27 protein-coding genes are annotated in these 26,492 nt (G+C 72.6%); 20 read left to right on the top strand and 7 right to left on the bottom strand.

What is annotated here, in order from left to right:
• The first annotated feature begins 22 nt into the window (after window positions 1-22).
• The 8 genes from ACFWBD_RS34720 (at window position 23) to ACFWBD_RS34685 (ending at window position 8,577) form a co-directional block, all read left to right on the top strand.
• Window positions 23-937 carry a hypothetical protein gene (locus ACFWBD_RS34720; protein WP_385675846.1) on the top strand — a complete coding sequence of 305 codons (915 nt, stop codon included), beginning with the start codon at window positions 23-25 and terminating at the stop codon, window positions 935-937.
• Window positions 938-1,014: 77 nt separating this feature from the next.
• A complete protein-coding gene (gene mshB / locus ACFWBD_RS34715; protein ID WP_385675843.1) occupies window positions 1,015-1,890 on the top strand; it encodes an N-acetyl-1-D-myo-inositol-2-amino-2-deoxy-alpha-D-glucopyranoside deacetylase in 876 nt (291 codons plus the stop codon).
• Window positions 1,890-2,300, top strand: a complete 411-nt coding sequence (locus ACFWBD_RS34710; protein WP_385675840.1) for a DUF6113 family protein — start codon at window positions 1,890-1,892, stop codon at window positions 2,298-2,300. The genes mshB and ACFWBD_RS34710 overlap by 1 nt, the downstream gene beginning before the upstream one ends.
• Before the next feature lie 153 nt (window positions 2,301-2,453).
• Window positions 2,454-4,994, top strand: a complete 2,541-nt coding sequence (locus tag ACFWBD_RS34705) for a hypothetical protein (RefSeq protein ID WP_385675837.1) — start codon at window positions 2,454-2,456, stop codon at window positions 4,992-4,994.
• 91 nt (window positions 4,995-5,085) lie between these two features.
• Complete coding sequence (locus ACFWBD_RS34700; protein WP_385675834.1) at window positions 5,086-6,021, top strand: ABC transporter ATP-binding protein; 936 nt, start codon at window positions 5,086-5,088, stop codon at window positions 6,019-6,021.
• The gene (locus ACFWBD_RS34695) at window positions 6,018-6,758 is read left to right on the top strand and encodes an ABC transporter permease (RefSeq protein ID WP_385675831.1); all 741 of its coding nucleotides are present in this window, start codon (window positions 6,018-6,020) and stop codon (window positions 6,756-6,758) included. The genes ACFWBD_RS34700 and ACFWBD_RS34695 overlap by 4 nt, the downstream gene beginning before the upstream one ends.
• Window positions 6,759-6,763: 5 nt before the next feature.
• Entirely contained in the window at window positions 6,764-7,963 is a 1,200-nt protein-coding gene (locus tag ACFWBD_RS34690) for a sensor histidine kinase (RefSeq protein ID WP_385675895.1), read from the top strand.
• Complete coding sequence (locus ACFWBD_RS34685) at window positions 7,960-8,577, top strand: response regulator (RefSeq protein WP_385675828.1); 618 nt, start codon at window positions 7,960-7,962, stop codon at window positions 8,575-8,577. The genes ACFWBD_RS34690 and ACFWBD_RS34685 overlap by 4 nt, the downstream gene beginning before the upstream one ends.
• Window positions 8,578-8,620: 43 nt before the next feature.
• Here ACFWBD_RS34685 and ACFWBD_RS34680 read toward each other — a convergent pair whose 3' ends face one another.
• Together ACFWBD_RS34680 and ACFWBD_RS34675 are read right to left on the bottom strand one after the other, a co-directional pair.
• Window positions 8,621-9,463 (bottom strand): tetratricopeptide repeat protein, encoded by an 843-nt coding sequence (locus ACFWBD_RS34680; RefSeq protein WP_385675825.1) that lies wholly within the window; start codon window positions 9,461-9,463, stop codon window positions 8,621-8,623.
• On the bottom strand, window positions 9,460-10,455 hold the full coding sequence (locus ACFWBD_RS34675) for a GNAT family N-acetyltransferase (RefSeq protein WP_385675822.1): 996 nt from the start codon (window positions 10,453-10,455) through the stop codon (window positions 9,460-9,462). Before ACFWBD_RS34675 ends, ACFWBD_RS34680 begins: the two co-directional genes overlap by 4 nt.
• A gap of 140 nt (window positions 10,456-10,595) precedes the next feature.
• Between ACFWBD_RS34675 and fdxA the strand changes: the two genes are divergently transcribed.
• Window positions 10,596-10,916, top strand: a complete 321-nt coding sequence (gene fdxA / locus ACFWBD_RS34670) for a ferredoxin (protein WP_003973842.1) — start codon at window positions 10,596-10,598, stop codon at window positions 10,914-10,916.
• A gap of 133 nt (window positions 10,917-11,049) precedes the next feature.
• On the top strand, window positions 11,050-12,147 hold the full coding sequence (locus ACFWBD_RS34665; protein ID WP_385675819.1) for a bifunctional succinyldiaminopimelate transaminase/glutamate-prephenate aminotransferase: 1,098 nt from the start codon (window positions 11,050-11,052) through the stop codon (window positions 12,145-12,147).
• Between the two features lie 92 nt (window positions 12,148-12,239).
• Here ACFWBD_RS34665 and ACFWBD_RS34660 read toward each other — a convergent pair whose 3' ends face one another.
• Together ACFWBD_RS34660 and ACFWBD_RS34655 are read right to left on the bottom strand one after the other, a co-directional pair.
• Window positions 12,240-12,689 (bottom strand): ATP-binding protein, encoded by a 450-nt coding sequence (locus ACFWBD_RS34660; RefSeq protein WP_385675816.1) that lies wholly within the window; start codon window positions 12,687-12,689, stop codon window positions 12,240-12,242.
• Between the two features lie 320 nt (window positions 12,690-13,009).
• Window positions 13,010-14,017 (bottom strand): heavy metal transporter, encoded by a 1,008-nt coding sequence (locus ACFWBD_RS34655; protein ID WP_385675813.1) that lies wholly within the window; start codon window positions 14,015-14,017, stop codon window positions 13,010-13,012.
• Window positions 14,018-14,111: 94 nt separating this feature from the next.
• On the opposite strand from ACFWBD_RS34655, the gene dapE reads away from it, so the two are divergent.
• A complete protein-coding gene (gene dapE, locus ACFWBD_RS34650) occupies window positions 14,112-15,191 on the top strand; it encodes a succinyl-diaminopimelate desuccinylase (RefSeq protein WP_385675810.1) in 1,080 nt (359 codons plus the stop codon).
• 148 nt (window positions 15,192-15,339) lie between these two features.
• A complete protein-coding gene (locus ACFWBD_RS34645) occupies window positions 15,340-16,098 on the top strand; it encodes a TIGR00730 family Rossman fold protein (protein WP_385675807.1) in 759 nt (252 codons plus the stop codon).
• A 104-nt stretch (window positions 16,099-16,202) separates the two neighbouring features.
• On the opposite strand, the gene folP is transcribed toward ACFWBD_RS34645, so the two are convergent.
• Window positions 16,203-17,063 (bottom strand): dihydropteroate synthase, encoded by an 861-nt coding sequence (gene folP / locus ACFWBD_RS34640; RefSeq protein WP_385675804.1) that lies wholly within the window; start codon window positions 17,061-17,063, stop codon window positions 16,203-16,205.
• A 130-nt stretch (window positions 17,064-17,193) separates the two neighbouring features.
• On the opposite strand from folP, the gene ACFWBD_RS34635 reads away from it, so the two are divergent.
• On the top strand, window positions 17,194-17,550 hold the full coding sequence (locus tag ACFWBD_RS34635; RefSeq protein WP_385675892.1) for a DivIVA domain-containing protein: 357 nt from the start codon (window positions 17,194-17,196) through the stop codon (window positions 17,548-17,550).
• Window positions 17,547-18,146 (top strand): DNA-3-methyladenine glycosylase I, encoded by a 600-nt coding sequence (locus ACFWBD_RS34630; RefSeq protein ID WP_385675801.1) that lies wholly within the window; start codon window positions 17,547-17,549, stop codon window positions 18,144-18,146. The genes ACFWBD_RS34635 and ACFWBD_RS34630 overlap by 4 nt, the downstream gene beginning before the upstream one ends.
• Window positions 18,147-18,211: 65 nt before the next feature.
• On the opposite strand, the gene ACFWBD_RS34625 is transcribed toward ACFWBD_RS34630, so the two are convergent.
• Window positions 18,212-19,003 (bottom strand): enoyl-CoA hydratase/isomerase family protein, encoded by a 792-nt coding sequence (locus ACFWBD_RS34625; protein WP_385675798.1) that lies wholly within the window; start codon window positions 19,001-19,003, stop codon window positions 18,212-18,214.
• A gap of 378 nt (window positions 19,004-19,381) precedes the next feature.
• On the opposite strand from ACFWBD_RS34625, the gene ACFWBD_RS34620 reads away from it, so the two are divergent.
• Complete coding sequence (locus tag ACFWBD_RS34620) at window positions 19,382-19,549, top strand: DUF3117 domain-containing protein (RefSeq protein WP_003966491.1); 168 nt, start codon at window positions 19,382-19,384, stop codon at window positions 19,547-19,549.
• A 157-nt stretch (window positions 19,550-19,706) separates the two neighbouring features.
• Here the strand turns inward: ACFWBD_RS34620 and ACFWBD_RS34615 are convergent, their stop codons facing one another.
• Complete coding sequence (locus ACFWBD_RS34615; RefSeq protein WP_355710523.1) at window positions 19,707-20,405, bottom strand: O-methyltransferase; 699 nt, start codon at window positions 20,403-20,405, stop codon at window positions 19,707-19,709.
• 163 nt (window positions 20,406-20,568) lie between these two features.
• Between ACFWBD_RS34615 and sigE the strand changes: the two genes are divergently transcribed.
• The 5 genes from sigE (at window position 20,569) to ACFWBD_RS34590 (ending at window position 26,450) form a co-directional block, all read left to right on the top strand.
• A complete protein-coding gene (sigE, locus tag ACFWBD_RS34610) occupies window positions 20,569-21,360 on the top strand; it encodes an RNA polymerase sigma factor SigE (RefSeq protein WP_385675796.1) in 792 nt (263 codons plus the stop codon).
• Window positions 21,357-22,316: an anti-sigma factor family protein gene (locus ACFWBD_RS34605; RefSeq protein ID WP_385675793.1), complete on the top strand. Its 960-nt coding sequence runs from the start codon at window positions 21,357-21,359 to the stop codon at window positions 22,314-22,316. The genes sigE and ACFWBD_RS34605 overlap by 4 nt, the downstream gene beginning before the upstream one ends.
• 176 nt (window positions 22,317-22,492) lie before the next feature.
• On the top strand, window positions 22,493-24,880 hold the full coding sequence (locus ACFWBD_RS34600) for a trypsin-like peptidase domain-containing protein (RefSeq protein WP_385675790.1): 2,388 nt from the start codon (window positions 22,493-22,495) through the stop codon (window positions 24,878-24,880).
• A gap of 270 nt (window positions 24,881-25,150) precedes the next feature.
• On the top strand, window positions 25,151-25,621 hold the full coding sequence (locus ACFWBD_RS34595) for a sec-independent translocase (RefSeq protein ID WP_385675787.1): 471 nt from the start codon (window positions 25,151-25,153) through the stop codon (window positions 25,619-25,621).
• A gap of 169 nt (window positions 25,622-25,790) precedes the next feature.
• Entirely contained in the window at window positions 25,791-26,450 is a 660-nt protein-coding gene (locus ACFWBD_RS34590; protein WP_385675784.1) for a hypothetical protein, read from the top strand.
• Window positions 26,451-26,492: the final 42 nt, after the last annotated feature.

The following is a 26,492-nucleotide window of genomic DNA, read 5'->3' as shown; positions in this document are numbered from 1 at the left end:
ACCCCACAGGCAAAGGAACCGCATGGTCAGCTCACCGCACGAAGCGATGCATCGCATCTTTCAGCATGACACCAAGCTCTTCAGTCGCGTCTCGAAAGCCCTCGGATGCGACCTCCCCGTCCCGGACAGCGTCACCATCCTGCCCACGGACCTCACCGAGACCAGCCCTGTCGAACGCCGGGTGGACACCCTCCTGCGTCTCGACAGCGCGGAACACGGCGCGTTCCTCCTCGCCATCGAGGCCCAGGGCGGGAAGGACCTCGCCAAGCCCGCGAGCTGGGCGTATTACACCGCGTTTCTGTGGACCAAATACCGGCTGCCCACCGCCCTCCTGGTCGTGGTCCAGGACCATGCCACCGCCGCATGGGCCCAGCGACCGGTGGCCAGCGGGCCTCCCCAGCTGCCCACACTCACCATCAGGCCCCTCGTGGCAGGCCCGCACAACATGCCGGTGATCACCGACGCCGCCGAGGCCCATGAGGACCTCGTACTGGCCACGCTCGCCGCCATCACACACGCGGGCGATCCGGCCATTGGTGACATACTGAAAGCCCTGTCTGCCGCGCTACGGAACGAGCACGAAGACATCGTCGACCCCATCATTGAACTCGTCGCACAGGGCCTGGGCAGCCGCCCGGCCAAGGAGCTCTGGAGGAACCTGGTGGCTGTGGATCTTTCCTTCTACAAGTCGGACCTCGCGGAGGAGCTCCGCGACGAAGGCCGCGGCGAAGGCCGCGACGAAGGCCGCGACGAAGGGAGTGTCAAGACCTACGGCACGGCCATACTGACCGTCCTGGAACAGCGCGGCATCGATGTGCCTGCCGACGCGCGTCAGCGGATCACGGAGTGCGCAGACCTCGAGACCCTCCACGCATGGCTCGTCCGCGCCGCCACCGCCACGTCTGCCGCAGAGATCTTCGCGGACGATAAAGCCTGAGTGGCAGACGGCCAGCCTGAGTGGCAGACGGCCGGGCGGGCGACCCGGGGCGGGCGGCGGCCTCGTAGGCTGGCCCCATGACGGAACTCCCCGCTCGGCGTCTGCTCCTGGTGCACGCGCACCCGGACGACGAGTCGATCAACAACGGCGCGACCATGGCCAGGTACGCGGCCGAGGGTGCCCACGTGACTCTGGTCACCTGCACCCTCGGTGAACGCGGCGAGGTCATCCCGCCGGAGCTGCGGCACCTGACCGGTGCCGCCCTGGGGGAGCACCGGCGCAGTGAACTCGCGGCCGCCATGGCCGAACTCGGCGTCGACGACTTCCGCCTGCTCGGCGGCGCCGGCCGTTACGGCGACTCCGGGATGATGGGCCTTCCCGACAACGACGACCCTGCCTCCTTCTGGCGAGCCGACGTCGACGAGGCCGCCGCGTTCCTCGTGCAGGTCATCCTCGAGGTGCGCCCCCAGGTCCTCGTCACCTACGACGACGACGGCGGATACGGCCACCCCGACCACATCCAGGCCCACCGCGTCGCCATGCGGGCCGCGGAGCTGGCCGAGGAGGCCGGGTGGCGCATCCCCAAGGTGTACGTCAACCGCGTCCCGCGCTCCGTCGTCGGGGCCGCCTTCACGCGGCTCCGGGAGGAGCTGGCGGGGCTGCCCTTCACCAGCAGCGCCGTAGTCTCCGACGTGCCGGGCGTGGTGGACGACGGCCTGGTCACGGCCGCGATCGAGGGCGGCCCCGAGCACACCGCCGCCAAGGCCGCCGCGATGCGCGCGCACGCCACCCAGGTCGAAGTCGCGCCCGGCGAGCGGTACTTCGCCCTTTCCAACGAGCTCGCGCAGCCCCTGTTCCCGATCGAGTACTACGAACTCGTACGCGGGGAGCCCGTCGGGAAGAGGGAGACCGACCTGTTCGCCGGTACGGGCGACGCGACGGAGGTGGCCTGATGTCCGACCGTGGCTCGATGCTCGCCCAGCCGCTGCGGATGCCCCCCGCCGGACGGATCGCCGCCTGCACGGGGCTCCTGCTGCTCGGCGCGCTCGCCGGGCTCGCCGGGGCGCTCGTCCAGGCCGGCTGGTTCCCGGGCGGCCTGCTCCTCGCCCTCGTGGGCGCGGCCGGGTTGTTCCTCGGCGGGGCGCGGGCGCTCGGCAGTCGCGCCGGGGCCGTCGCGCCCGCCGCCGGCTGGATGCTCTCCGTCATCCTGTGCACGGCGGGCCGTCCCGAGGGCGACTTCCTGTTCGGCGCGGGAGGCGGTTCCTACCTCTTCCTGCTCGGCGGCATGGCACTTGCTGTGATCTGCGCCACTATTGGTTTGGGGCGGCAACCGGGCGGCGGCGACGTCCGACTTGGCAAGTGACGTACCACTTCACCGTGGCGTGCCGGTGGGAGTCCCGTGTGGGTTTCCCCGGCGGTCGTGGGGTACGGGCCAGAGGTGGCCAGTATGGTGGTGCGCGCCGCCGAGCTGCCCGTGAGGCCGTGCGGGCGGCGGAGCCAACCTGGAGAACCTGCCTTGAGTCGTGAAACTGACAGTCCGTCCTCCGGGCCCAACGGGCGCGGCGGAGCCGCATACCCCTCGGGCACGCCGCCGTACGGCACCCCTGTGGTGTCCGACGCCGGTGCGGACGCGGGCCGTTCGTCCGCGCAGCCGGAGGAACGCAAGACCGAGACCACGCTGACGACCCGGATCCGCATCAACATCCCGGGTTCGCGGCCCATTCCGCCGGTCGTGATGCGCACGCCCGTCGCGGACGTGGAGAGCAAGGGCGGTGACAGCCCCGACGGCAACGCCCATGCCGGTGCCGACGCGCAGTCGGCGCCGTCCGCGGCCGCCGTCGGCTACTCCTCGTCCGACACGGGCTCGTTCGAGCTGCCCGCCGAACCCGCGCCCGCCGCGGAGACGAGCAACTGGTTCGCGCCCCGCAAGTCCGGGCCCGCCAAGGGCGGGCAGGGCGGCGGCTCCACCAACGGCGCGGGTCTGCAGGGCGGTTCCGCCGCCGGTACGGGCGCGCCCACGGGCGCCCCCGCCGGCGCGGCGGGACCGGGCGCCGGAACCGGTGCCGGCGCGCCGGGCGGCGCGCGGCCGGGCAACGGACGTCCCGGCGGTGTGGTCGGTTCCATGAGCGTGCCGGGCGGTTCGCGTCCCGGCGGCACCAACGGCGCCGGGATCCCCGGTGGCGTCACCGGCGGTCCCGTGGCTCCGGGACACGGCGGCGGCACGGGCTCCTTCGACGTCACCGAGGCGCTCGCCGCGGGCCCGCTCGGCAACGGCCCGCGGCCGGGCCAGCCGGGCCAGCCTCCGGTGCAGGGACAGGGACCGGTGCAGGGACAGGCGCCCGGGTCGGTCCAGGGGCCGGGGCAGGGCGCCGGCGGTGCCGAGCCGCGTCGCGACAACCTGCCGTACTTCTCCGACAACGGCCAGAACGATCAGCACGGCCGGCAAGCCCAGAACGGCCAGAACGGCCAGAACGGCTTCGGCGCGCCCAACGGCACGCACGGGCAGGGCCCCCAGGGCGGTCTCCCGGCCGGCCCCGGCGGCTCCTACGACTTCAACGGCCCGGACGGACCCGGCGGTCCCGGTGGCCGTGGCGGCCCGCAGGGCGGCCCCGCGGGCCCGACCGGCGGTCCGGTCACGGGCGACGGCCCGATGGTGTCCCCGATGGGCGGCGGCGCCCCGCACGGCGCCGTCGGCGCTCCCGGCGCTCCGGGTGTGTCACGCCCGCCCGGTGGGCCCGGCGCCCCCGGCGGCCTTGGCGGTCCGAACGGCCGTGGCGGTCCGGGCGGACCTGGCGGCCAGGCAGGTCCCGGCGGTCCGCGTGCCGTCGGCGCCGGCCCCGGCACCGGTCGTCTCCCCGGCGGTGGCCTGAGCGACGACACCGCGATCCTCACCCCGCAGAAGCACGTCCCCGAACCGGGCGCGGGCGGCTACGGCGGCCGTCCCGTAGACAACGTCTCCGGGCACACCGTCACCAGCGGCATCCCCGTCGTCCCCGGCGGCCAGGGCGGTACCCGCACCGACGGACCACTGCCGCACACCCCGCCGAAGGGGCCGGCCCCGGCCCCGCAGAGCGCGCCCGCGGGCGACTCCAGGAACTCCAAGAAGAAAAAGAAGAAGGGCCGCAGCAAGCTGCCCCTGCTGGGCGGTCTGGTGGTCGTCGCGGGGATCGGCCTCTACGGCGCCGGCCTGCTGATGAACCACTCCGACGTGCCCAAGGGCACCACCGTGCTCGGTGTCGACATCGGCGGCGGCACCAGCGACGACGCCGTCAAGAAGCTCGACGACGCCTTCGACAAGCGGGTCACCCAGGCACTGAAGCTGTCCGTCGACGGCGACACCGTCGTCCTGAAGCCGGATCAGGCGGGCCTCCAGTTCGACATGCAGGCCACGGTCGACGACGCCGCCAAGAGCGACTACAACCCGGTCTCCGTGATCGGCTCGCTGTTCGGGCAGCACCGCGAGGTCGAGCCCGCGATGCCGGTCGACGAGGAGAAGCTCCAGGCGGCCCTCACCACCGCCGCGGGCGGCTCCGGCTCGGCCACCGACGGCACGATCAAGTTCGAGGCCGGCAAGGCCGTCGCCGTCTACGGCAAGGCGGGCAAGGGCATCGACGCGGCGCAGGCCCAGGAGTCCGTCGTCGCGGCCTACCGGACCCAGGTGGAGACCGGCACGACCACCGCGGTGAAGGTCCCGACGACCGACAAGCAGCCGACGATCTCCGACGCCGAGGTCGACCGGATGATGAAGGAGTTCGCCGAACCGGCGATGTCCGGCAAGGTCACCGTCATGACCGACGCCGCGCACACGGTCTCCTTCAGCCCGAAGAACTCCCTGTGGAAGTTCCTCCAGGTCAAGGCGGTCAACGGCAAGCTCGTCGAGAGCTACGACCAGGCCGCGCTGACCGAGCTCTACGGCGGCACCTTCAACGGTGTGCTGATCACCCGCGGCACCGGCCAGAAGACGGCCGTCACGGTCCAGGACGTCATCAGCGCCCTGCGCCCGGCCCTGAAGAGCGAGACGGAGCGGACCGGGGTCATCGACCTCGACCCGAGCTGACCCGACGGCAGTGCCGCATGACATCTGTCATGCGGCACTGAGGACGGCAGACACTGCCGCCCACCCGGCCCCGGGGGCGACGATCGGTGTCATGACGACGACAGCACCGGTGGTCGGGTTCGACCAGGTGAGCAAGAGTTTCGGGGACGTACGGGCCGTGGACGGCCTGACGCTCGCGCTGCGCCCGGGGGAGACCGTGGCGCTGCTGGGGCCCAACGGGGCGGGCAAGTCGACCACCCTCGATCTGCTCCTCGGCCTCAAGCAGCCCGACAGTGGCACGGTCCGCATCTTCGGCACCGGCCCGCGTGAGGCGATCGTCGCCGGCCGGGTCGGCGCGATGCTCCAGAGCGGCGGGCTGATGGACGAGGTCACGGTCGCCGAACTGGTCGCGCTGGCCTGCGGACTGCACCCCAGGCCGTACCGGGCCGCCGATGTGCTGGCCCGCGCGGGCATCGCCCAGATCGCCGACCGCAAGGTCGACAAGCTCTCCGGCGGCCAGGCCCAGCGGGTCCGGTTCGCCCTCGCCACCGCCGGCGACAGCGACCTGATCGTCCTGGACGAGCCCACCACCGGCATGGACGTCACCACCCGGCAGGCGTTCTGGGCCACCATGCGCGAGCAGGCCGACCAGGGCCGCACGGTCCTGTTCGCCACCCACTACCTCGAAGAGGCCGACGCCATCGCCGACCGGGTGCTGGTCCTGCACCGGGGCCGGCTCCTCGCCGACGGCACGGCGGCCGAGATCAAGGCCAAGGCGGGGGCGCGCAGGATCGCCTTCGACCTGGAGGACGGGTTCGACGAGGCCGCCCTGCGCGCCCTGCCGTTCCTCACCACCCTCACCCTGTCCCACAGCGGCTCCGCCGCGGGGTCCGGCCGGACCGTGCGCATCCAGTCCACCGACGCCGACGCCACCGTGCACGCGGTCTACGGCCTCGGCCTCTACCCCCGCAACCTCGAAGTCGCCGGGCTCGGCCTGGAACAGGCCTTCGTCGCCCTCACCACCGCCGAGGAGGCGAAGTCCAAGTGAACGGCCTGATCAAGCTGGAACTCACCCGCGCCCTGCGCAACCGCAAGTTCCTGTTCTTCTCGGTGATCTACCCCTCGGTCCTGTTCCTGCTCATCGCGGGCAGCGCCGACAGCACGGAGAAGGTCGACGGCACGGGCCTGACCCTGCCGACCTACATGATGGTCTCGATGGCCTCCTTCGGCGCCCTCACCGCCGTCCTGATGGGCAACAGCGAACGCATCGCCAAGGAGCGCCAGAGCGGCTGGGTACGGCAGCTGCGGCTGACCGCGCTCCCGGGCCGCGGCTACGTCCTCGCGAAGACGGCGAGCGCCGCCGTGGTCAGCCTGCCCTCCATCGTCGTAGTCTTCGCCGTCGCCGCGGCCGTGAAGGGCGTACGCCTGGACGCCTGGCAGTGGTGCGCCCTCACCGGCGCGATCTGGGCGGGCAGCCTGGTCTTCGCCGCCCTGGGCGTGGCGATCGGCTACCTCGCGAACGGGGACGCGGTCCGCCCGGTCACGATGATCACCTACTTCGGCCTGTCGATCCTCGGCGGCCTGTGGATGCCGACGACGACCTTCCCGACCTGGCTCCAGGACATAGCCAAGTGGGTGCCGACACACGCGTACGCTGCCCTGGGGCAGTCCATCGAGCAGAGTCAGGCCCCGCACGCCAAGGACATCGTCATCCTGGTCGTCTTCTTCGCCCTGTTCACGGGCGGTGCGGCCTGGCTGTACCGGAAGGACACGCTGAAGGCGTGAGCGTCATGACGGACGACCTGGTGACCGAGAAGGCCCGGCGGGGGTCACCGATCGCGCTGGGCGAGACCGCCCGCAACCCGCGCGAGCTGTGGCGGCGCAAGCTGCTGTGGATCGGCGTCTGGCTGGTGTTCCTCAGCTCGCCGGTGCACGACCTCGTCTCCGGCGACCACACCACCGGCGGCACGGTGGCCGGCTGGCTGGGCCTGGCGGTGTTCGTCACCGTCTACCTGTCGCTGCTCTTCCGGGACATGGGGGCCGCGCCCTACCCCCAAGGGCTCGTCGCCGCCCTGATCGGCTCGATGGCGGTGCTCGCCACCGTCCTCTGCCTCACCCTCGGCTCCGCCTGGCTCGGCCTGTACTGCTACGTCTCCGTGGCCTGCGGGATGGTGCTCCCGCTGCGGGCGGCGTTCTGGACGATCCCGGGTACCGCCGCGGTGATGCTCCTCGTCGGCCTGCGCACCGACGAGGAGGAGGCGCTGAACCTCCTCCTGCTGGTGCTGCTCATCGGCTTCGCGATGACCGGGGTGAGCCAACTGGTCCGCACGACCGTGGAGTTGCGCAAGGCCCGCGCGACGGTCGCCCAGCTCGCCGCCAACGAGGAACGGCTGCGCCTGGCCAGGGACCTGCACGATCTGCTGGGCCACTCGCTCTCCCTGATCACGCTCAAGAGCGAGCTGGCCGGCCGGATGCTCCCCGGCCACCCCGACAAGGCCGCCCAGCAGGTCGCCGACATCGAACAGGTCAGCCGCCAGGCCCTGGTGGACGTCCGGGAGGCCGTCACCGGCTATCGGCGCCCCCGGCTGGCCGCCGAACTCGCGGGCTCGCAGGTCGCGTTGACTGCGGCCGGCATCATCGCCGTGATTCCCGCCGAACCGGACCTCGACGGCGTCCCCGAGGAGAGCGAGTCCGCCCTCGCCTGGACCCTGCGCGAGGCGATCACCAACGTCGTACGGCACAGCGGCGGCGCCCGCTGCACGGTGGACCTGGTGCGACGCCAGACCCTGGACGGCCCCGTCCTCGAACTCTCCGTCGAGGACGACGGCTCCGGCGGATCCGGCAAGGGCCCCGGCAACGGCCTCACCGGCCTCACCGAACGCCTGGAGAAGGCCGGCGGCACCCTGGAGGCGGGGCGCGTCAAGCGCGGCTTCCGGCTGACCGCCCGGGTCCCGGCCGGCCCGGTGCCGGACGTAGGATCCCGCTCATGAGTGGTGGCATGATCAAGGTCCTGCTGGCCGAGGACCAGTCGATGGTCCGCGAGGCCCTGGCGGCCCTGCTCGGCCTCGAGGACGACATCGAGGTGGTCGTCCAGGTGGCGCGCGGCGACGAGGTCCTCGCCGCCGCCCGCGCCCACGACGTCGACGTGGCCCTCCTGGACATCGAGATGCCGGGAGCGACAGGCATCGAGGCCGCCGCGCAACTCCACAAGGAACTACCGGCGTTGAAGCTGGTCGTGCTCACGACCTTCGGCCGTCCCGGCTATCTGCGCAGTGCCATGGAGGCCGGCGCCGACGCCTTCCTCGTCAAGGACGCGCCCGCGGCGCAGCTCGCGGAGGCGGTCCGCAAGGTCCTGGCGGGCGAGCGGGTCATCGACCCCACGCTCGCGGCAGCGGCCCTGGCGGGCGGCGCCAACCCCCTCACCGACCGCGAACGAGAGGTCCTGCGCGCGGCGGCCGACGGCTCGACGAACGCGGAACTGGCGGCGGCCCTGCACCTGTCCCAGGGCACGGTCCGCAACTACCTCTCGACGGCGATACAGAAGCTGGCGGTGCGCAACAGGGCCGAGGCGGTGCGGACCGCGAGGGAGAAGGGCTGGCTGTGAGGGGAAGCGCCCCGACGAGCCTGCGACGGGCCTCCCACGGGCCTCAGTTCAGCATGGCCCGCGCGGCGAACGCCTCCTTGCGCACCCGCTCTGCGGTCGCCTCGTCCACGACCTCCACCAGTCCCGCGTACTCCTCCAGCTCGTCCGCCCCGCCGATGAAGTCCCCGCGCTGAACGAGCAGCTGCCCCTTCTCGTACCGCAACCGGGCCGGATGGGAGGGCACGGCCAACGCCAGCTCCACGGCCCACAGCGCGACATCCGACCGTTCCGGCCGGGCCATGGCCCACGACCGGATGTTGTTCAGGATCCGCATCACGACGTCCAACGGCTGCGCCGGGGTCAGCATCGACGGCTCCAGCCGCGCCCCCGTCGCCCCGGTGACCAGCGACTCCGCGTCGTCGCCCGACAGGATCCGGCCCCCGTCGAAGGGATCGACGAGGACCTGCCGCCCGAGGTCCGCGGGCGGCCCGAACCCCACCACGAAGTGTCCCGGCAGCGCGACCCCGTACACCGGCGCGCCGGCCCGTCGCGCCACCTCCACCCACACCACGGACAGCAGGATCGGCAGGCCCCGCCGGTGTACCAGCACCCGGTGCAGCAGCGACGACTCCAGCCGCTCGTAGTCCGCGGCCGCACCGCGGAACCCGTACCGCTCGCCGAGCAGCTCCCGCAGCGCCACCGCCCACTCCCGCGGTCCGCCCGGCCGGTACGGCAGCTGCCCCGCCAGCCGGTCCAGCTCGATCTGCGCGGCGTCCAGTGCGGCCTCGTCCAGTTCCGGGTCCGGCTGCGCGCCGATCAGCAGGCACAGCAGCGCCAGATCGGGCCGCTCGGCCCGAGCCTCCTCGGCGAACCGCCGCCGCACCTCCCCGGCGTCGAACCCGCTCACGAAGACTCCCGGTAGTGGTGGTACGCGTGATGCGCCGCGAAGCCCATCCCGGCGTACAGCGCCCGCGCCCCCGCGTTCCTCTCCTCCACCTGGAGCCAGGCCGCCGACGCGCCCTCCTCCAGCGCCCGCCCGGCGAGCGCGGCCATCACCACGGTGGCCAGCCCCCGCCGCCGCCGCGCCGGATCGACCTCGACCGCCGCGAACCCGGCCCACCGCCCGTCCACGACGCACCGTCCGATGGCGGCGGGAGCCCCGCCGGGCTCCCCGGGCACGGACGCGAACCACACAGAGGATCCGCTCCCCAGCACCTTCAGGGCCACCTCGCTCACCCCCTTGCGCTGATACCGGGCCAGCCACGCCTCGTCGGCCTCCCGGGCCAGGACCACCCCCTCAGCCTCCGCCCGGTCGGCGAGGGGCGCCAACGCCCCGATCCACAGCTCGGCGCTCACCTCACGCACCCACCCGCGCCGCTCCAGCTCCGCGCACAGCAGCTCCTGGGTGCCCTCGGCGCCCGTCGTGGTCTGCACATAGGCGGGCAGCCCGCGCTCGCCGTACCAACGCCGTACGACGTCCAGGGCCTCGTCGAGCGGGACGCCCGGCGCGCCGAGCGGCAGCACCGAGTTGGCCCGGCGTGTGAAGCCGGCGGCGGCCCGCAGCTCCCACTCGCCGAGCCGCTCGCTCTCCAGCGGACGCCAGGCCCGGGAGGCGACCTGCGCGAGCTCCTCGTAGCCGGCGGCCGGGCCCCGGCGGCGGGCCGGGGCGGGCGGTACGACCTTCCCGGCGACCAGCGAGGATGCGTCAACGCGGACGCTCTCGCCGCTCTTCCGTGTGATCACCAGCACACCGGCGTCCCATGATGTGAGAACACCGACCGTGTCGGTGAATTTCCCCTCGGTGGTACCCGCCGCGGTCAGGCATCGTACGGAGACACGTTTGCCCACGTCAGCAGTGGTGATGCGGACCTTGAGGCGTCCGGCGGCCGAGATTTCCACAGGTCAGTTCACCCCTCCTGTTCGGATCGTGCCCAGGAACGGAGATACTAGAGGCGGGCATCGACGACGCCGCGCTTCCGCGCGCCAGGCGGCGGAGCCTGAGGAGGCCCGCCAGCGCCCTATCGAGGAGGAACGACAGCGTGACCTACGTCATCGCGCAGCCTTGTGTCGACGTCAAGGACAAGGCGTGCATCGAAGAGTGCCCGGTCGACTGCATCTACGAGGGCCAGCGGTCCTTGTACATCCACCCGGACGAATGCGTCGACTGCGGCGCCTGTGAGCCGGTCTGCCCGGTTGAGGCGATCTTCTACGAGGACGACACTCCGGAGGAGTGGAAGGACTACTACAAGGCGAACGTCGAGTTCTTCGACGAGCTCGGCTCGCCCGGCGGCGCAAGCAAGCTGGGGCTGATCGAGCGCGACCACCCCTTCGTCGCCGCGCTGCCGCCGCAGAACCAGTAAAGCGGCCCGCATCCGTGCCGCCTCGGTCCCGTACGGCCTGATCACCTCAGATCGCCGTGCGGGGCCGAGGCGTTTGCCGTGAGGGCCACTTGCCTTGAGGGCCGCTGCCGTACCAGAAAGTGAGCCAGAAGCCGTGTCCGCAGTCTCCGACCGTCTCCCCACCTTCCCCTGGGACAAGCTGGCGCCGTACAAGGCGACGGCCGCGGCCCACCCGGACGGCATCGTCGACCTCTCCGTCGGCACCCCCGTCGACCCGGTCCCCGAGCTGATCCAGAAGGCCCTGATCGACGCGGCCGACTCACCCGGCTACCCGACGGTCTGGGGCACGCCCGAGCTGCGCGACGCGATCACCGGCTGGGTGGAGCGGCGGCTCGGCGCCCGCGGGGTGACCCACCGGCACGTGCTGCCGATCGTCGGCTCCAAGGAACTGGTCGCCTGGCTCCCCACCCAGCTGGGCCTCGGCCCCGGCGACCGGGTCGCCTACCCGCGCCTGGCCTACCCGACCTACGAGGTCGGCGCCCGCCTCGCCCGCGCCGGGTACGAGGTCTACGACGACCCCACGGACCTGGACCCGGAGGGGCTGAAGCTGCTCTGGCTCAACTCGCCGTCCAACCCCACGGGCAAGGTGCTCTCCAAGGACGAGCTGACCCGGATCGTGGCCTGGGCCCGCGAGCACGGCGTGCTGATCTTCTCCGACGAGTGCTACCTGGAGCTGGGCTGGGAGGCCGACCCGGTCTCGGTCCTGCACCCGGACGTCAACGGCGGCTCGTACGAGGGCATCGTCTCGGTCCACTCGCTGTCGAAGCGCTCGAACCTGGCGGGCTACCGGGCGGCCTTCCTGGCGGGCGACCCGGCCGTCCTCGCCCCGCTCCTGGAGATCCGCAAGCACGGCGGCATGATGACGCCGGCGACCACGCAGGCGGCGGCCGTGGCGGCCCTCGGCGACGACGCCCACGTCCGTGCGCAGCGCGAACGCTACGCGGCCCGCCGCACCGCGCTGCGCGAGGCGCTGCTCTCCCACGGCTTCCGCATCGAACACAGCGAGGCCAGCCTCTACCTCTGGGCCACCCGGGGGGAGTCCTGCTGGACCACCGTCGCCCACCTGGCGGAGCTGGGCATCCTGGTGGCTCCCGGCGACTTCTACGGCGAAGCGGGCGAGAACTTCGTACGCGTGGCCCTGACGGCGACGGACGAGCGGATCGCCACGGCGGTCGCGAGGCTCGCCCGCTAGGACGGCCCCCGCGCCGCCCGGCCGGCCGCACACGACGAGACGGGGCCCAGGGAACACCCTGGACCCCGTCACCGGCTCGAGGGCCGCAGGCGTCAGCCGAGCGGCAGACTCTTCACCGGCAGGGTCTCGGCGCCGGGCAGCCCGCCCTTGGTGAGCGCGTCCGTCGGCAGTCCGCCCTTGGTGGCGGTCGACGCGGTCTCCCCGAGGAGGCCCCCGGCGGAGCCCGCCGCCTCGCCGGCCGTCTTCCGTGCCGCCGGCGTCGCCTTCTTCACGGCCTTGCCGCCAGACTTGCCCGCGGCCGGCACCGTCTGCTTGACGGCCTTGCCACCGGCCGCACCCGCGAGCCCGGTGACGTGCTGTGCCGCGCCGTCGACCGTGTTGCCGACGCCCGCCGCGTCCAGGGCGGTCAGGCCTCCGAGGTTCGGGGCGGCGGGAAGGGCGGGGGCCGCACTGGCGGAGCCGGCCACACCGACCCCGGCGGCCGCTCCCGCGGCGACAAGCAGCGCGGCACGGGCGATCCGGCGGGTCAGGGGGAGGGACATGATGCTCCTTCGACGGGAGAGAACAAGGACTGTCTGTGACTGCTGTGGCACTGTGACTGTCTGTCTGTCCGGGCCCGGACGGAGTGACTACCGCTCGAAGCCCACGAAGGTTGCGCACGGCCGACGTAAAGAGTTGGCAATGCGTCGCATTATCGCCTGCGGATAAAAACGGGCAAAAACCGCCCGATGTGAAAGTCCGGCAAACCCCCGAAGCCCTTTGTCCGCAAGGGATTCGTCGGATGCGGGGGTGACGGCGCGAAAACCTGAGCACCCGGCCGCCCGAACGGTCCGTACGTGACCCGGCCGAGTGAAGACCCGTACTACTGAGCGGTGACGATCCGTACGCTCCCGGTACCGCCGCCCGCCCCCGCGGACCCGGCGGCCTCCGCGCTGGTCGAGCCGGTCGCGCGCCACCGGCTGTCGGTGTTCCCGGAGACCCACTCCCGGCCCGCGTACGAGACCCGCTCGATGCGCAGCGCCGACGCGTTGGCCACCGCCCAGTGCGCCAGCTGCCAGCCGCGCTCGCCGACACTGCGCCCACCGGCGGTGGTGTCCTCGGCCACGGGCAGTGTGACGGTCCGCCCACCGCTCTCGGCGGCCGGCGCGTCCGGGTCCGCCGAGGGAGCGGACGAGGCGCCCTGCGCGCCGCCCTGCCCGCCCGCCTGCTGGAGCGCGTCCCGCCCGAAGTCCCGGACCAGCGCCGCCCGCACCGCGTCCGGGCCGGTGGCCGTCGTCGTCGTGGCGGCCGAGCGGCCGTTGCAGGTCAGCGTGGCCGCCGCCGTCCCGGTCAGCGCGGCGGCCAGCACCGTGGCGTCCGGCTCGTGCTTGGCGTACGCCTCCGGATAGCCGCTGCGCTGCACGCGCTGCGCGGCGACGGTGAGCGGGAGTTCGGTGTAGTCGCGGACCTTCGCGAGGTGCTCGTAGAAGATGTTCGCCGCGTACGCCGGGTCCGTGACCTGCTTCTCGGTGCCCCAGCCCTGCGAGGGCCGCTGCTGGAACAGACCGAGCGAATCCCGGTCGCCGTGGGTGAGGTTGCGCAGCCCCGACTCCTGGAGGGCGGTCGCGAGCGCGATCGCCACGGCCCGCTCGGGCATGGACCGGTCGGTGCCGACGGCGGCGATCGTGGCCGCGTTCACCGCCTGCTCCGGTGTGAACTCGTACGCCGCCCCGTTCGCGCCGCCGGAGACGACTCTGCAGCCCGGATCGTCCGTTCCGCCGGAGACGTACTGCACCACGACATAACCCGCGACGGCGGACAGGACCACGCAGGCCGCCCCGAAACGGAGGAGGCGGCCGCGGCGCTTGGGGGAGGGGGACGGCTCTGGCACGCGTACAAGGTACTGGAGAGTACTGAGGAGGAGGAGGCCCGTGCGCTGAGCGCGGAAAACCAGGACGTTCAGCCGGCGCGTTAGGGTCGACGGCATGGCCGACACCCCGCTTGACCTCACTCTGGACGCCGCCGCACTCACCGCGCGGCTCGTCGACTTCCGTTCGGAGAGCGGCACCGAGAAGCCGCTCGCGGACGCGATCGAGGCCGTCCTGCGCGCGCTGCCCCACCTGACGGTGGACCGTTACGGCAACAACGTGATCGCCCGGACGAACCTGGGCCGCGCGGAGCGCGTGGTCCTCGCCGGCCACATCGACACGGTCCCGATCGCCGGCAACGTCCCCTCGCGGCTGGACGAGGACGGGGTCCTGTGGGGCTGCGGCACCTGCGACATGAAGTCCGGGGTGGCGGTCCAGCTGCGCATCGCGGCGACGGTCCCGGCCCCCAACCGCGACCTGACCTTCGTCTTCTACGACAACGAGGAGGTCGCCGCCGACCTCAACGGCCTCAAGCACGTGGCCGAGCACCGTCCGGAGTGGCTGGCGGGCGACTTCGCGGTGCTGCTGGAGCCCTCCGACGGCCAGGTGGAGGGCGGCTGCCAGGGCACCCTGCGGGTCCTGCTGAGGACGACGGGCGAGCGGTCCCACTCGGCGCGCAGCTGGATGGGCTCCAACGCCATCCACGCGGCGGCCCCGATCCTGGCCCGCCTGGCCTCCTACGAGCCGCGCTACCCGGTCATCGACGGCCTGGAGTACCGCGAGGGGCTCAACGCGGTCGGCATCACGGGCGGGGTGGCCGGCAACGTCATCCCCGACGAGTGCGTCGTCACCGTCAACTTCCGCTACGCGCCGGACCGGAGCGAGGCGGAGGCCGTCGCCCACGTCCGCGAGGTCTTCGCCGACTGCGGGGTGGCGGAGTTCGTGGTCGACGACCACAGCCCGGCCGCCCTCCCCGGCCTGTCCCACCCGGCCGCGGCGGCCTTCATCAAGGCGGTCGGCGGCACCCCGATGCCCAAGTACGGCTGGACGGACGTGAGTCGCTTCTCCTCGCTTGGCGTCCCCGCGGTCAACTACGGCCCCGGCAACCCGCACTTGGCGCACAAGCGGGACGAACGCGTGGAGACGGCCAAGATCCTGGCGGGCGAGGAGCGGCTGAGGGCCTGGCTGACCGCCTGAGAGGACGTTCGGCCCGGGGGCGCTTCTCGGCAGACACGCCGACGTCCCCCGTCCGTAACCCGCGTAGATCTACGCTGAGGTGGAACGAACTTCCCGGCTCTCGGGTTCGCCCGAGCCGGGGAGGCCCCAATCGCGGAGGGAGCTCACCATGGCCACAGGGAACCCCGAGGGCAAGAAGCAGCCACCGGACGAACAGCGCCTGGGACCGGTCCTCCGCAGGCGGGACCAGGTGCAGTCGAGCACCACGGACCAGCGGCTGCTGGACGAACGGGCCCCCTCCGACTGGGTCCACACGGACCCCTGGCGGGTCCTGCGGATCCAGTCGGAGTTCATCGAGGGCTTCGGCACCCTCGCCGAACTCCCCGCGGCGATCAGCGTGTTCGGTTCCGCCCGCACGCCCGCGGGCTCCCCGGAGTACGAGGCCGGCGTACGGCTCGGAGGCGCCCTCGTCGACGCCGGGTGGGCCGTGATCACGGGCGGCGGCCCGGGCGCGATGGAGGCGGCCAACAAGGGCGCGTCCGAAGCGGGTGGCGTCTCGGTGGGCCTGGGCATCGAGCTCCCCTTCGAGCAGGGCCTCAACCCGTACGTCGACATCGGCCTGAACTTCCGCTACTTCTTCGTACGGAAGATGATGTTCGTGAAATACGCGCAGGGCTTCGTGGTCCTGCCCGGCGGCCTGGGCACCCTGGACGAACTCTTCGAGGCCCTCACCCTCGTCCAGACCCAGAAGGTCACCCGCTTCCCGATCGTCCTCTTCGGCACCGAGTACTGGGGCGGCCTGATCGACTGGCTGCGCAACACCCTGATCGCCCAGGGCAAGGCCGCCGAGAAGGACCTCCTCCTCTTCCACGTCACGGACGACGTGGAGGAGGCGGTCGCCCTGGTGTCGAAGGAGGCGGGGCGCTGACGTTCTAGCCGGTCCGGCGTTTGAGGACGAGGCCCTTCGGGCCGAAAGCGGGGGGCGGCAGCCCCCAGGGCCGGGACGGGAAGGGGCGGCGGGGGCGAGGAAGACTACGCGAGCCCCCGCCGCGCCACCGCCGGCGCCCGATGCCCGGCGATGGCGGCGACCATGTCCACCACCTGCCGGGTCTCCGCCACCTCGTGCACCCGGTACACCTGCGCCCCCAGCCACGCCGACACGGCGGTGGTCGCCAGGGTCCCGACGACCCGCTCCTTCACCGGCCGGTCCAGCGTCTCCCCCACGAAGTCCTTGTTGGACAGGGACACCAGCACCGGCCACCCCGTCTCCACCATCTCCCCGAGCCGCCGGGTCGCCTCCAGGCTGTGCCGGGTGTTCTTCCCGAAGTCGTGCCCCGGATCGATCATGATCGACTCCCTCGGCACGCCCAGTTCCGCCGCCCGCTCCGCCAGCCCCACGGTCACCCGCAGGATGTCGGCCATGACGTCGTCGTACGTCACCCGGTGCGGACGGGTCCGCGGCTCGGTGCCCCCCGCGTGCGTGCACACCAGCCCGGCGCCGTACCGCGCAGCGACCTCCGCCAGCCGCGGATCTACGCCGCCCCAGGCGTCGTTGAGCAGATCGGCACCCGCCTCGCAGACCGCCTCGCCGACCTCGGCCCGCCAGGTGTCCACGCTGATGATCACGTCCGGGAAGCGGCGCCGCACCTCGGCCACGAAACCGACGGTCCGCCGGGCCTCCTCACGCGCGGTGACCTCTTCTCCGGGCCCGGCCTTGACGCCGCCGATGTCGATGATCGCCGCCCCCTCCGCCACCGCCTGCTCCACGCGTGCGAGGGCCGGCTCGTCGCGGAAGGTCGCCCCCTGGTCGTAGAAGGAGTCGGGGGTCCGGTTCACGATCGCCATGATCACCGGCTCGTGCGCGCCGAATTCACGCCTGCCCAGCCTGAGCATGCCCTGTGACCTCTCCTAGTACGTCCTGCACATCCACCGCCTGCGACCCTAACCGTCGGACCCGCATGGCACGATCGGACCCAAGCACATCCACTCCGAGCACACCGAGCGTGGGGACCCACCGATGGTTATGTTCTTGTTCCTGGTCATCGCGCTCGCCGTCGTGGTCGCCGCGGTGACACTCGCCGTGGTGGGCGGCGGCGAGGGCACCGGCCCGCTGCCGGAGGTCGCCCCCGAGCGGCTGCACGACCCGCTGCCCCCGGACCGCCCGGTCGACCGCTCCGACATCGACCACCTCCGCTTCCCGCTGGCCGTCCGCGGCTACCGCATGGCCGACGTGGACGACGCCCTCAACCGCGTCGCCGCCGAACTCGCCGAGCGCGACGCCCGCATCGCCGACCTGGAGTCCGCCCTGGCCGGCGCCAGGACCCCGGTCGGCGGCGGCCAGGTCTCCATGGAGAAGCCGGCCCCTGAGGACCAGCAGTGACCGACGGGAGTGCCCTCGCCGGCGCGGACGGCGCGCCGCGCTGCCCCTGGGCCCTGTCCACACCGGACTACGTGACCTACCACGACGAGGAGTGGGGGCGTCCGGTCCACGGCGACGACGCGCTGTTCGAACGCCTCAGCCTGGAGGCCTTCCAGTCCGGCCTGTCCTGGATCACGATCCTGCGCCGCCGCCCCGGGTTCCGTACCGCCTTCGCCGACTTCAAGATCGCCTCGGTCGCCGTCTTCACCGACGAGGACCGCACCCGCCTGCTCGCCGACCCGGGCATCATCCGCAACCGCGCGAAGGTCGACGCCACCCTCGCCAACGCGCGCGTGCTGGCCGGCTGGGCGCCCGGTGACCTGGACGAGCTGATCTGGTCGCACGCTCCCGACCCGGCCGGCCGGCCGGTCCCGAAGACCCTGGCCGACGTGCCGGCGGTGACGGAGGAGTCGACGGCCCTGTCGAAGGCCCTGAAGAAGCGGGGCCTGCGCTTCGTGGGCCCGACGACGGCGTACGCGCTGATGCAGGCGTGCGGCCTGGTGGACGACCACCTGGAAGCCTGCGTGAGCCGTCTCGGCCCGTCCGGCCACGCCTGAGGACGAGGCCCGCGGAGGGGCGAGGCCGGGGCCGGGGGGCGACGGCCCCCAGCCTCGACCGGCGGTCACTTGCCGAGATACCTCGGCTCCTCCTTGTTGACGAAGGCCCGCACCGCGATCGTGTGGTCCTCGGAGGCCCCGGCCCGCGTCTGCAGCTCGTCCTCCCTGTTCAGCGTCTCGGCCAGCGAGTGGGAGGACCCGTACGCCATCGCTTCCTTGATCGCCGCGTACGCCACCGTCGGCCCCTTGGCCAGCATCCGCGCCAGCTCCTCGGCCGCGGTGCGCAGTGAGGCCGCCGGCACGATCCGGTTGGCGATGCCCAGCTCGTGCGCCTCCTTGGCCGTGATGCTGCGCGGGAAGAGCAGCAGGTCGGCGGCCCGGCCCGGACCGATCACCCGGGGCAGGGTCCACGAGACACCGGAGTCGGCGGTGAGCGCGACCCCGGCGAACGAGGTGTTGAAGGACGCGGTGTCGGCCACGACGCGGTAGTCCGCGGCCAGCGCGAAACCGAAGCCGGCGCCGGCGGCGACCCCGTTCACGGCGGCGACCACCGGCTTCGGCGCCTCGGTCAGCGCCCGGACGATGGGGTTGTAGTGCTCCGCGACCGTGCTCATGACCTGCTTCGAGCCTTCGGCCAGCAGCCCGATGTGCTCCTTGAGGTCCTGTCCCACACAGAACGCACGCTCGCCTGCGGCGGTCAGCAGTACGGCCCGCACGGCGTCGTCTGCAGCCGCGGACTGGACCGCGTCGCGGAGGGCGACCTTGGTCGCGATGTTCAGCGCGTTCATCGCCTCGGGGCGGTTCAGCGTGATTGTCGCGAGCCCGTCGCTCACCTCGTAGAGCACGGTGTCGGCCATGGCGTTTCCCCTCCGTGTCGCGGCTCCGGCGTACTACTGGTCAGTACGTCCGGTGTACGAGGACAGCATGGCGGAGATCACCGTCCGAGGACCGGACCCGACATGTGACCTGCGTCAAAGAATTCGGGAGGGTTTCCGGTCCGCGGAAGTCCGTGCGGCGGTGCAGTATCGCAGTCACATCGCCGAATTGAGTGGTTTTGCTCGCGCGCGTTGCCCAAGCGATGCCGACTGATGTTGGTCATCGGGTCCTGAGATGCGGGATAATGGCCTGGAAGCAATGTGTTCGATGCCGGTGTCGTGTGTCCCACGCTGGACCGCGGCTGCCCTCCATGGGCCGTCGGCTTTGGCGATGAGCTGGTTTCAGGAAGGGGAACGAGCATGGCGGCCATGAAGCCGCGAACGGGTGATGGCCCGCTCGAGGTGACCAAGGAGGGGCGGGGCATCGTCATGCGCGTTCCGCTCGAAGGCGGCGGTCGACTCGTCGTCGAGCTGACCCCCGATGAGGCCGACGCGCTCGGCGACGCCCTCAAGAAGGTCGTCGGCTGACGCGCGAGCGACCCTACTCTTTCGACCGCTCCGGCATCCTCCAGGGTGCCGGAGCGGTTGTTTTCTCAGCTTTCCCGCGGTCCGCCGCGGCCGCGTGGCCCGAAAGGCCCAAGGGCCGCCCACGGGTCGGCCGCGCGTGAGCCGTGCACCCCTGGGCTCAGCGCTTGACCGCGCACAGCAGTCCGTCGCCCACCGGCAGCAGCGACGGCACCAGCTCCTGGCTCTCGCGCACCGCCCGCAGCAGCTCCCGGATCCTTATGACCTCTGTGGGCTGCGGTCCGGAATCGACCGTGCGGCCGTTGGCGAAGACGCCCTCGAACACGACGAGGCCGCCAGGGCGCAGCAGGCGCAACGATTCAGCGAGGTACTCGAGAAGTTCCAGACGGTCGCCGTCGCAGAAGACCAGGTCGTAGCCGGCGTCCGCGAGGCGGGGCAGGACGTCGAGCGCGCGGCCGGGGATGAACCGGGCCCGGTTGCTGGCGAAGCCGCAGGCACGGAAGGCCTGGCGGGCGAACTGCTGGTGCTCCGGCTCGGGGTCGACGGTCGTCAGGACGCCGTCCGGGCGCATCCCGTACAGCAGGTGGATCCCGGAGACGCCGGTGCCGGTACCGATCTCCGCGACCGCCTTCGCGTCCACGGTGGCGGCGAGCATCCGCAGCGCGGCGCCCGTGCTGGGCGACACCGAGCGCAGCCCTGCCTCACGTGCCCGGTCACGGGCCCAGTGCAGCGCTTCGTCCTCGGCGGCGTAGGCGTCGGCGAACGCCCAGCTTGCCTGCCGGTTGCCGGTAATGACCCTCTCCTGTCCCCGTGGTTGCCTGGGCGTGACTGTATCCGTTGCCGTCGGGAACCCGCAGATGGGACCGCGCGTTTGAAGGGGTGGGAACGACAGCGGGGGGACACGGTTGGATCACGACGAGGGACCGGGTGTCGAGCAAGTGCTGACGCAGCCGTATGAGCCGTGTCAGCACAGATCAATTTCTCGTAAAACCGCTTATCCGGAGCTAACGGGCGAGGTGGCTATGGTAGGGGCTCCGCTGGACATCACCACCAGAGCCGACAGGGGAGGTGCGGCCGCGCCTGTGGATCGGGGAGGAGCGCTGCGGCGCTTTCTCGGGTCGGCGGGCAGGCCGAAATCCGTGAACGACACCGCTGCTGACCACAGCCAGGCCGCCGGCACCGCCGCCGGCCCCGCCCAGACCGCGACCTTCTCCACCGACGCGGACGGGCAGGCGTGGACTCCGCCCACGTGGGAGGAGATCGTCAGTATGCACAGCGGCCGGGTCTACCGGCTCGCCTACCGTCTGACCGGCAACCAGCACGACGCCGAGGACCTCACCCAGGAGGTCTTCGTCCGCGTCTTCCGCTCCCTGTCGACGTACACCCCGGGCACCTTCGAGGGCTGGCTGCACCGCATCACCACCAACCTCTTCCTGGACATGGTCCGCCGCAAGCAGCGCATCCGCTTCGACGCGCTGGGCGACGACGCGTCCGAGCGGCTGCCCAGCAAGGAGCCCACCCCCCAGCAGGCCTTCAACGACGCCCACTTCGACGCGGACGTCCAGCAGGCCCTCGACACCCTCGCGCCGGAGTTCCGCGCCGCCGTCGTCCTCTGCGACATCGAAGGCCTGTCCTACGAGGAGATCGCCGCGACCCTGGGCGTCAAGCTGGGCACGGTCCGCTCGCGCATCCACCGCGGCCGCTCTCAGCTGCGCAAGGCCCTCGCCCACCGTTCACCCGAGGCACGTGCCGAGCGTCGCTCCTTCGTGCCCCGCGTTCCCGCTCTGGGAGGAGGAAGGGGCGCGACCGCGTGAGTGGATCCCGACACGACGCAACCGAGAGGATGCTCGCGGAGCAGCACCTCGGAGACCGGCTCTCCGCCCTGGTGGACGGCGAACTCGGTCACGACACCCGCGAGCGCGTGCTGGCGCACGTGGCGACCTGTCCCAGGTGCAAGACGGAGGTCGACGCGCAGCGCCGGCTGAAGAACGTCTTCGCGGAAGTCGCCCCGCCGGCCCCTTCCGAAAGTTTCCTGGCCCGCCTTCAGGGGCTTCCGGGCGGAGGCGACCCGGACGGCGGCGGTATGCCGCTCGGCAGGGGCGGGTTCGCCGGCGGAGTCTTCGGAGTGAGCGGAACAGGACGGGACGAGCCGTTCGAGTTCGGCTACGTGCCCGCCCACGGCCACGGGTCCGTCCTGTCAGCGGCCTCGGACCGGGGTTTCCGTATCCACCCCGTCGGCCGTGGCGACCGCCATGACGCCGAACGTTCGCGCGGTATGCGGTTCGCGTTCGTCGCCGCCGGCGCGGTGTCGCTGGCCGCGATCGCGCTGGGCGGCATGACCACCGTCGCTCCGATCGACACCACCGCGGACGGCCGCGGGGGCTCGGGCTCCGGGAGCAACGTGACACCGGCCCGCACCCCGGGCACGGGCTCGGCGACGTCACCGGAGAACCAGCGCCGCCGTGCCGTCGGCCCGTTGCTCTCCCAGGACGGTCAGCTCGGCGACACCCCGGTCGCCCCGACCGAGGTGTCCGCACCGCTGCTGCCCGGCGTGCCCTCCCCGGCCGGCCGCGAACAGGCCCTGCACCGGCTCACCTCGCCCATGGTGGCCGGCGCCGCGGTGATGTCCCCGCTGATACGACCGCTCGGCACCACCGCGCCGATCACCCTGACCACGCTGACCACCGCTCCGGAGGCCACCGAGCCCGGTCTGCTCGCGGCACCCGTCCCCGCCACCACCACCTCGCCTTCCTCTCAGAACACCCGCTGACCCGGGCCCTGCGCCGCTCCGCCACGAACCTGGTTGAATCCAGGGAGGATCCGGGGAGGGCCGCGCCCTGCCAGGCAAGGGGGGGGCGCGAAGGCGGAGTCCGCCGGACCGGTGCCCGAGCGTGCCGCCGGTCGGCGCCGCGGCCCCGGAGGGAGCGGGCTCGAGTGGGGGAGAGCATGGACGACGGGAAGCCCACGAGGGCGAAGTGGTGGAGCAGGCCGCGACCGCAGGCGTCCCCGGGGCGACAGAGCCCCGAGGACCCGGTCGACGCCGCGACGGCGGAGCCGGCTCCCGAGGAGACCACCGGCCGGGAGCCGTCGACCAGGACCGAGGACGAGGGCGACTTCGAACTGGCCCGACCCGCACGGCCGACACCCACCCTCGACGACGGCGACTACGAACTGAGCCGCCCCGCCGGAGAAACAGCTCCCTTGACCCTCCCCGCCCCGTCGGCGGCCCATGCGGTCCAAGAGGCTCCGGAGGCCTCTGCGGTCCTGGCAGCCCCGGCGTTCCCGGCGTTCCCGGTAGCCCCGGTGGCCCCGGTGGCTTCTGCGGTCCCGGATGTCCGGGTGGCCCCGGAGACCTCGGCAGCCCCGGGGGCCCCGGTGGCTTCGGCGGCCCCGGATGTCCCGGCGGCCCCGGCGGCTTCGGCGCCCCCGGTGGCTTCGGCGGAGCCCGGTTCGGAGGGTCCGGTCGGCACGGCCGACGCGGTCCTCTCCGCCGAGGTGGCCGCCGCAGAGCCGCCGCCGGTTGCCGACGAGCGGCCCAAGCCCCTGCACGACCCCGACCCCTACAGCACCCCGCCATACGGCGAACCGGGCCCCTGGGCGCCCGCACCGCCGGTCCAGCACCCGGCGGCGACACCCGCGCCCGCCCCCGCCCCCGCCGCGCACGGCGCTGTGCCGGCCCCACCCGCGCCCGTCGGCACGGTGCCGGCGACGGTGGAGTTCGACGACCCCGGAACGACCGCAGCGCCCGCCCCCGCCGCATACGGCACGGTGCCGACGACGGTGGGGCGCCCCGGAACGGCCGCAGCGTCCGCCCAGCCCGCCTCGTCTGTCTCGTCCGCCGCGCACGCTGCGCCCGCGCCCGCCGTACCCGTGTCCACCGCGCCCGCCGTACCCGTGTCCACCGCGCCAGCCCCGTCCGCCGCGTCCACCGCGCCAGCCCCGTCCACCCCGTCTACCGCGCCAGCCCCGTCCGCCGTGCCCGGCGCGTCCACCGCGCTCGCCGCGTCCGCCGGGCCTGTCGTCGGTTCGGTCGGTGCGCAGGCCGCCGTAGCTGCGGCGGATGCCGCCCCCGCGCTCCCCGCCGACCCCTGGCACCGCTACGACCCCTGGTCCGCCACCCCCGTCGCCGGAGCCGCAGGTCCCGGAGGGCCGCGCCACGGCGCGATTGTCGGCGGCCCCCTCCAGTACACGGGTGCGGGCGTGCTCACCGAGGTCCAGCGGCGCAGGCAGGTACGCAGGAGGCTGGTCGGGGGAGCGCTGGCCGTCGCGCTGGTCTCCGGCGGGCTCGGCGGAGCCGTGGGCGTCCATCTGGAGCGCAACGGCGGGCTCGACCCCGTAGAGCTGCCGCAGGCCGCCGCGGAGCCCACCGGGCGGCCCGCGGACAGCGTGGCAGGGATCGCCGCGCGCGCTCTGCCCGGCGTCGTCACGCTGCATGTCAGCGGCAGCGAGGAGGCCGGCACCGGCACCGGCTTCGTGCTCGACTCGCTCGGCTACATCCTCACCAACAACCACGTCGTCGAGCCCGCCGGGGGCGACGGCGTGATAACGGTCGTCTTCAACGGGGGCCAGACCGCCGAGGCCGAGGTCGTCGGCCGGGACAGCGGCTACGACCTCGCCGTGGTGAGGGTGACGGGGGTGAAGGGGCTGAAGCCCCTCTACCTCGGCAACTCCGACAACGTCCGGGTCGGCGACCCGGTGGTCGCCATCGGGGCCCCCTTCGATCTCGAGGGCACCGTCACCTCCGGCATCATCAGCGCCAAGGAACGGCCCATCACCGCCGGCGGCGAGAGCGGGGACGGGAGCGACGTGTCGTACGTCGACGCCCTCCAGACCGACGCGCCGATCAACCCGGGTAACTCCGGCGGGCCCCTCCTCGACGCGCAGGGCCATGTCATCGGCATCAACTCCGCCATCCGTTCCGCGGACGACGGCACCGACTCCGGCAGCGCCCAAGCCGGTTCGATCGGCCTGGGTTTCGCCATCCCGGTCAACCAGGGCAAGCGCGTCGCCGAGGAGCTGATCAACACCGGCAGGGCGACCCACCCGGTCATCGGTGTCACGCTCGACATGGACTACGCGGGTGACGGCGCCCGGGTCGGTACCGCGGACGGAGCCGCGGGTTCCCCGGTCACCGCGGGCGGACCCGCCGACCGGGCCGGCGTGCGGGCGGGGGACGTCATCACGGAGATCGACGGCCGGCGCGTCCACTCCGGCGAGGAGCTGATCGTCAAGACCCGCGCCCACCGTCCCGGCGACCGGCTGGCGCTGACGATCGAGCGGGACGGCCGGGAGCGCACCCTCACGCTGGTCCTCGGCTCGTCCGGCGGCGGCTGACGCGGCCCGCACCCCTGGCCGGGCCCTTTCCCCCGGCCAGGCGCCCTTTCCCAGGGATTGACAGAAACGTCACAGGTCAGACCCCGAAACCCGGTCCCACAAGGCAAACAACGCGGAAAACCGGCCGGGTACGCCTACGCGGACGCCCCCGGACGGTACCGGTCGGACAGGTGCGACAGGTACCGTGGACCCGGCCCGGACCACGGAAGACCCGAACTTGACCACTGAGGGCCGAGGGCCGAGGGCCGCGGACATCGCAAGGAGCTTCAGGTGTTCAATGACATAGGACCGCTCGAGCTGGTGACGATCGTCGTCCTGGCCGTGCTCGTCTTCGGTCCGGACAAGCTCCCGAAGGTCATCCAGGACGTGATGCGCACCGTCCGGAAGATCCGTGAGTTCTCGGAGAGCGCGAAGGCGGACATCCGCAGCGAACTGGGCCCGGAGTTCAAGGACTTCGAGTTCGAGGACCTCAACCCCAAGACGTTCATCCGCAAGCAGATGGACAACGACGAGCTGGGGCTTAAGGAGATCCGCAACGGCTTCGACCTGAAGAAGGAGATGGCCGAGGTCACGGACGCGGTCCACAGCCGTGACACGGACTCCTCCACCTCGGGTTCGTCCGCCTCGGCGATCTCGTCGGGTTCGGCGGCGTCCTCGGGAGACGGTCGTATCGACATGACCAAGAAGCCCGAGGAGTCCGCCAAGGACGAGCGTCCGCCCTACGACGCGGACGCCACCTGAGCCACTCGCGCCCCCCGATGTGAGGGGGCGCACGCCGCACGCGCCGGGCGGCTTCCCGGCGGCCCGGAGCGGGGTGGCTATGCTGCCTGGTTGTTGTGCGGAGCGGACGAGTACGCCCGAAGGGGGGCGGGCCGGTCGTTCCGTCGAGAACGAGGAGGCGTCCGGGCACATGGAGACGACGAGTCGGGCAGTCGAGCAGACGCCGGCCGCGGAGGGCGGACAACAGGTCCCCTCCGCCCGGCGTACGGTCGACGGCTACCTGGAGGCGCCGTTCCCCTGGTACGGCCTCGACGAGGCCTTCACGGGGCCGCGCTGGCTGATGCAGGTGGGGGCGGCGGCCGAGGGGGCCGTCGAGCACGGTTCCATCGGGCACGGTGACGAACCCTCCGTCCGGCACGAGACGGCCGGTCAGGACCGAGGGAAGTTCGCGGTCGTGGTGACCGTCGCCGCGAACCCCGTACGGCGCAGCCCGGACGGCACGGGCCTGCTGGAGGCCACCTCGGTGTCCTCGGCGGCCTGGCTCGCGGGGGTGGGCCTGCTGACCTTCACCTGGCCGGGCCAGATGGACCACAGCCTGCGCGACGACTGGCTGGACCAGCAGACCGAGACGGCGTGGGTCCTCGCCGACGACCTCACGGGACCGGACTGGTCGACGCTGTCCCTGCCGGTCGACGGCGTCCCGACGTCCTTCCACTACCGCGAGTCGGAGTTCGGCTGGGTGCTGGCCGGCTCGACCTCGCAAGGGGTGCACGTGGGGGCGTACGGGAGGGGCATGAGCGCGTACGGCCTCGGTTTCGCCATGATCAAGGACATCGAGACATACGCCTGAGCGGCCCTACGACAGCGGGGGCGCCGTCCGGACCGGACGCTG

Origin of the sequence: Streptomyces sp. NPDC060002 (assembly GCF_042737245.1) — a bacterium.
In the GTDB taxonomy this organism is placed as follows: Bacteria; Actinomycetota; Actinomycetes; order Streptomycetales; family Streptomycetaceae; genus Streptomyces.
The sequence above is the reverse complement of the archived record's forward strand: the minus strand, read 5'-3'. Positions and strand labels throughout refer to the sequence as shown.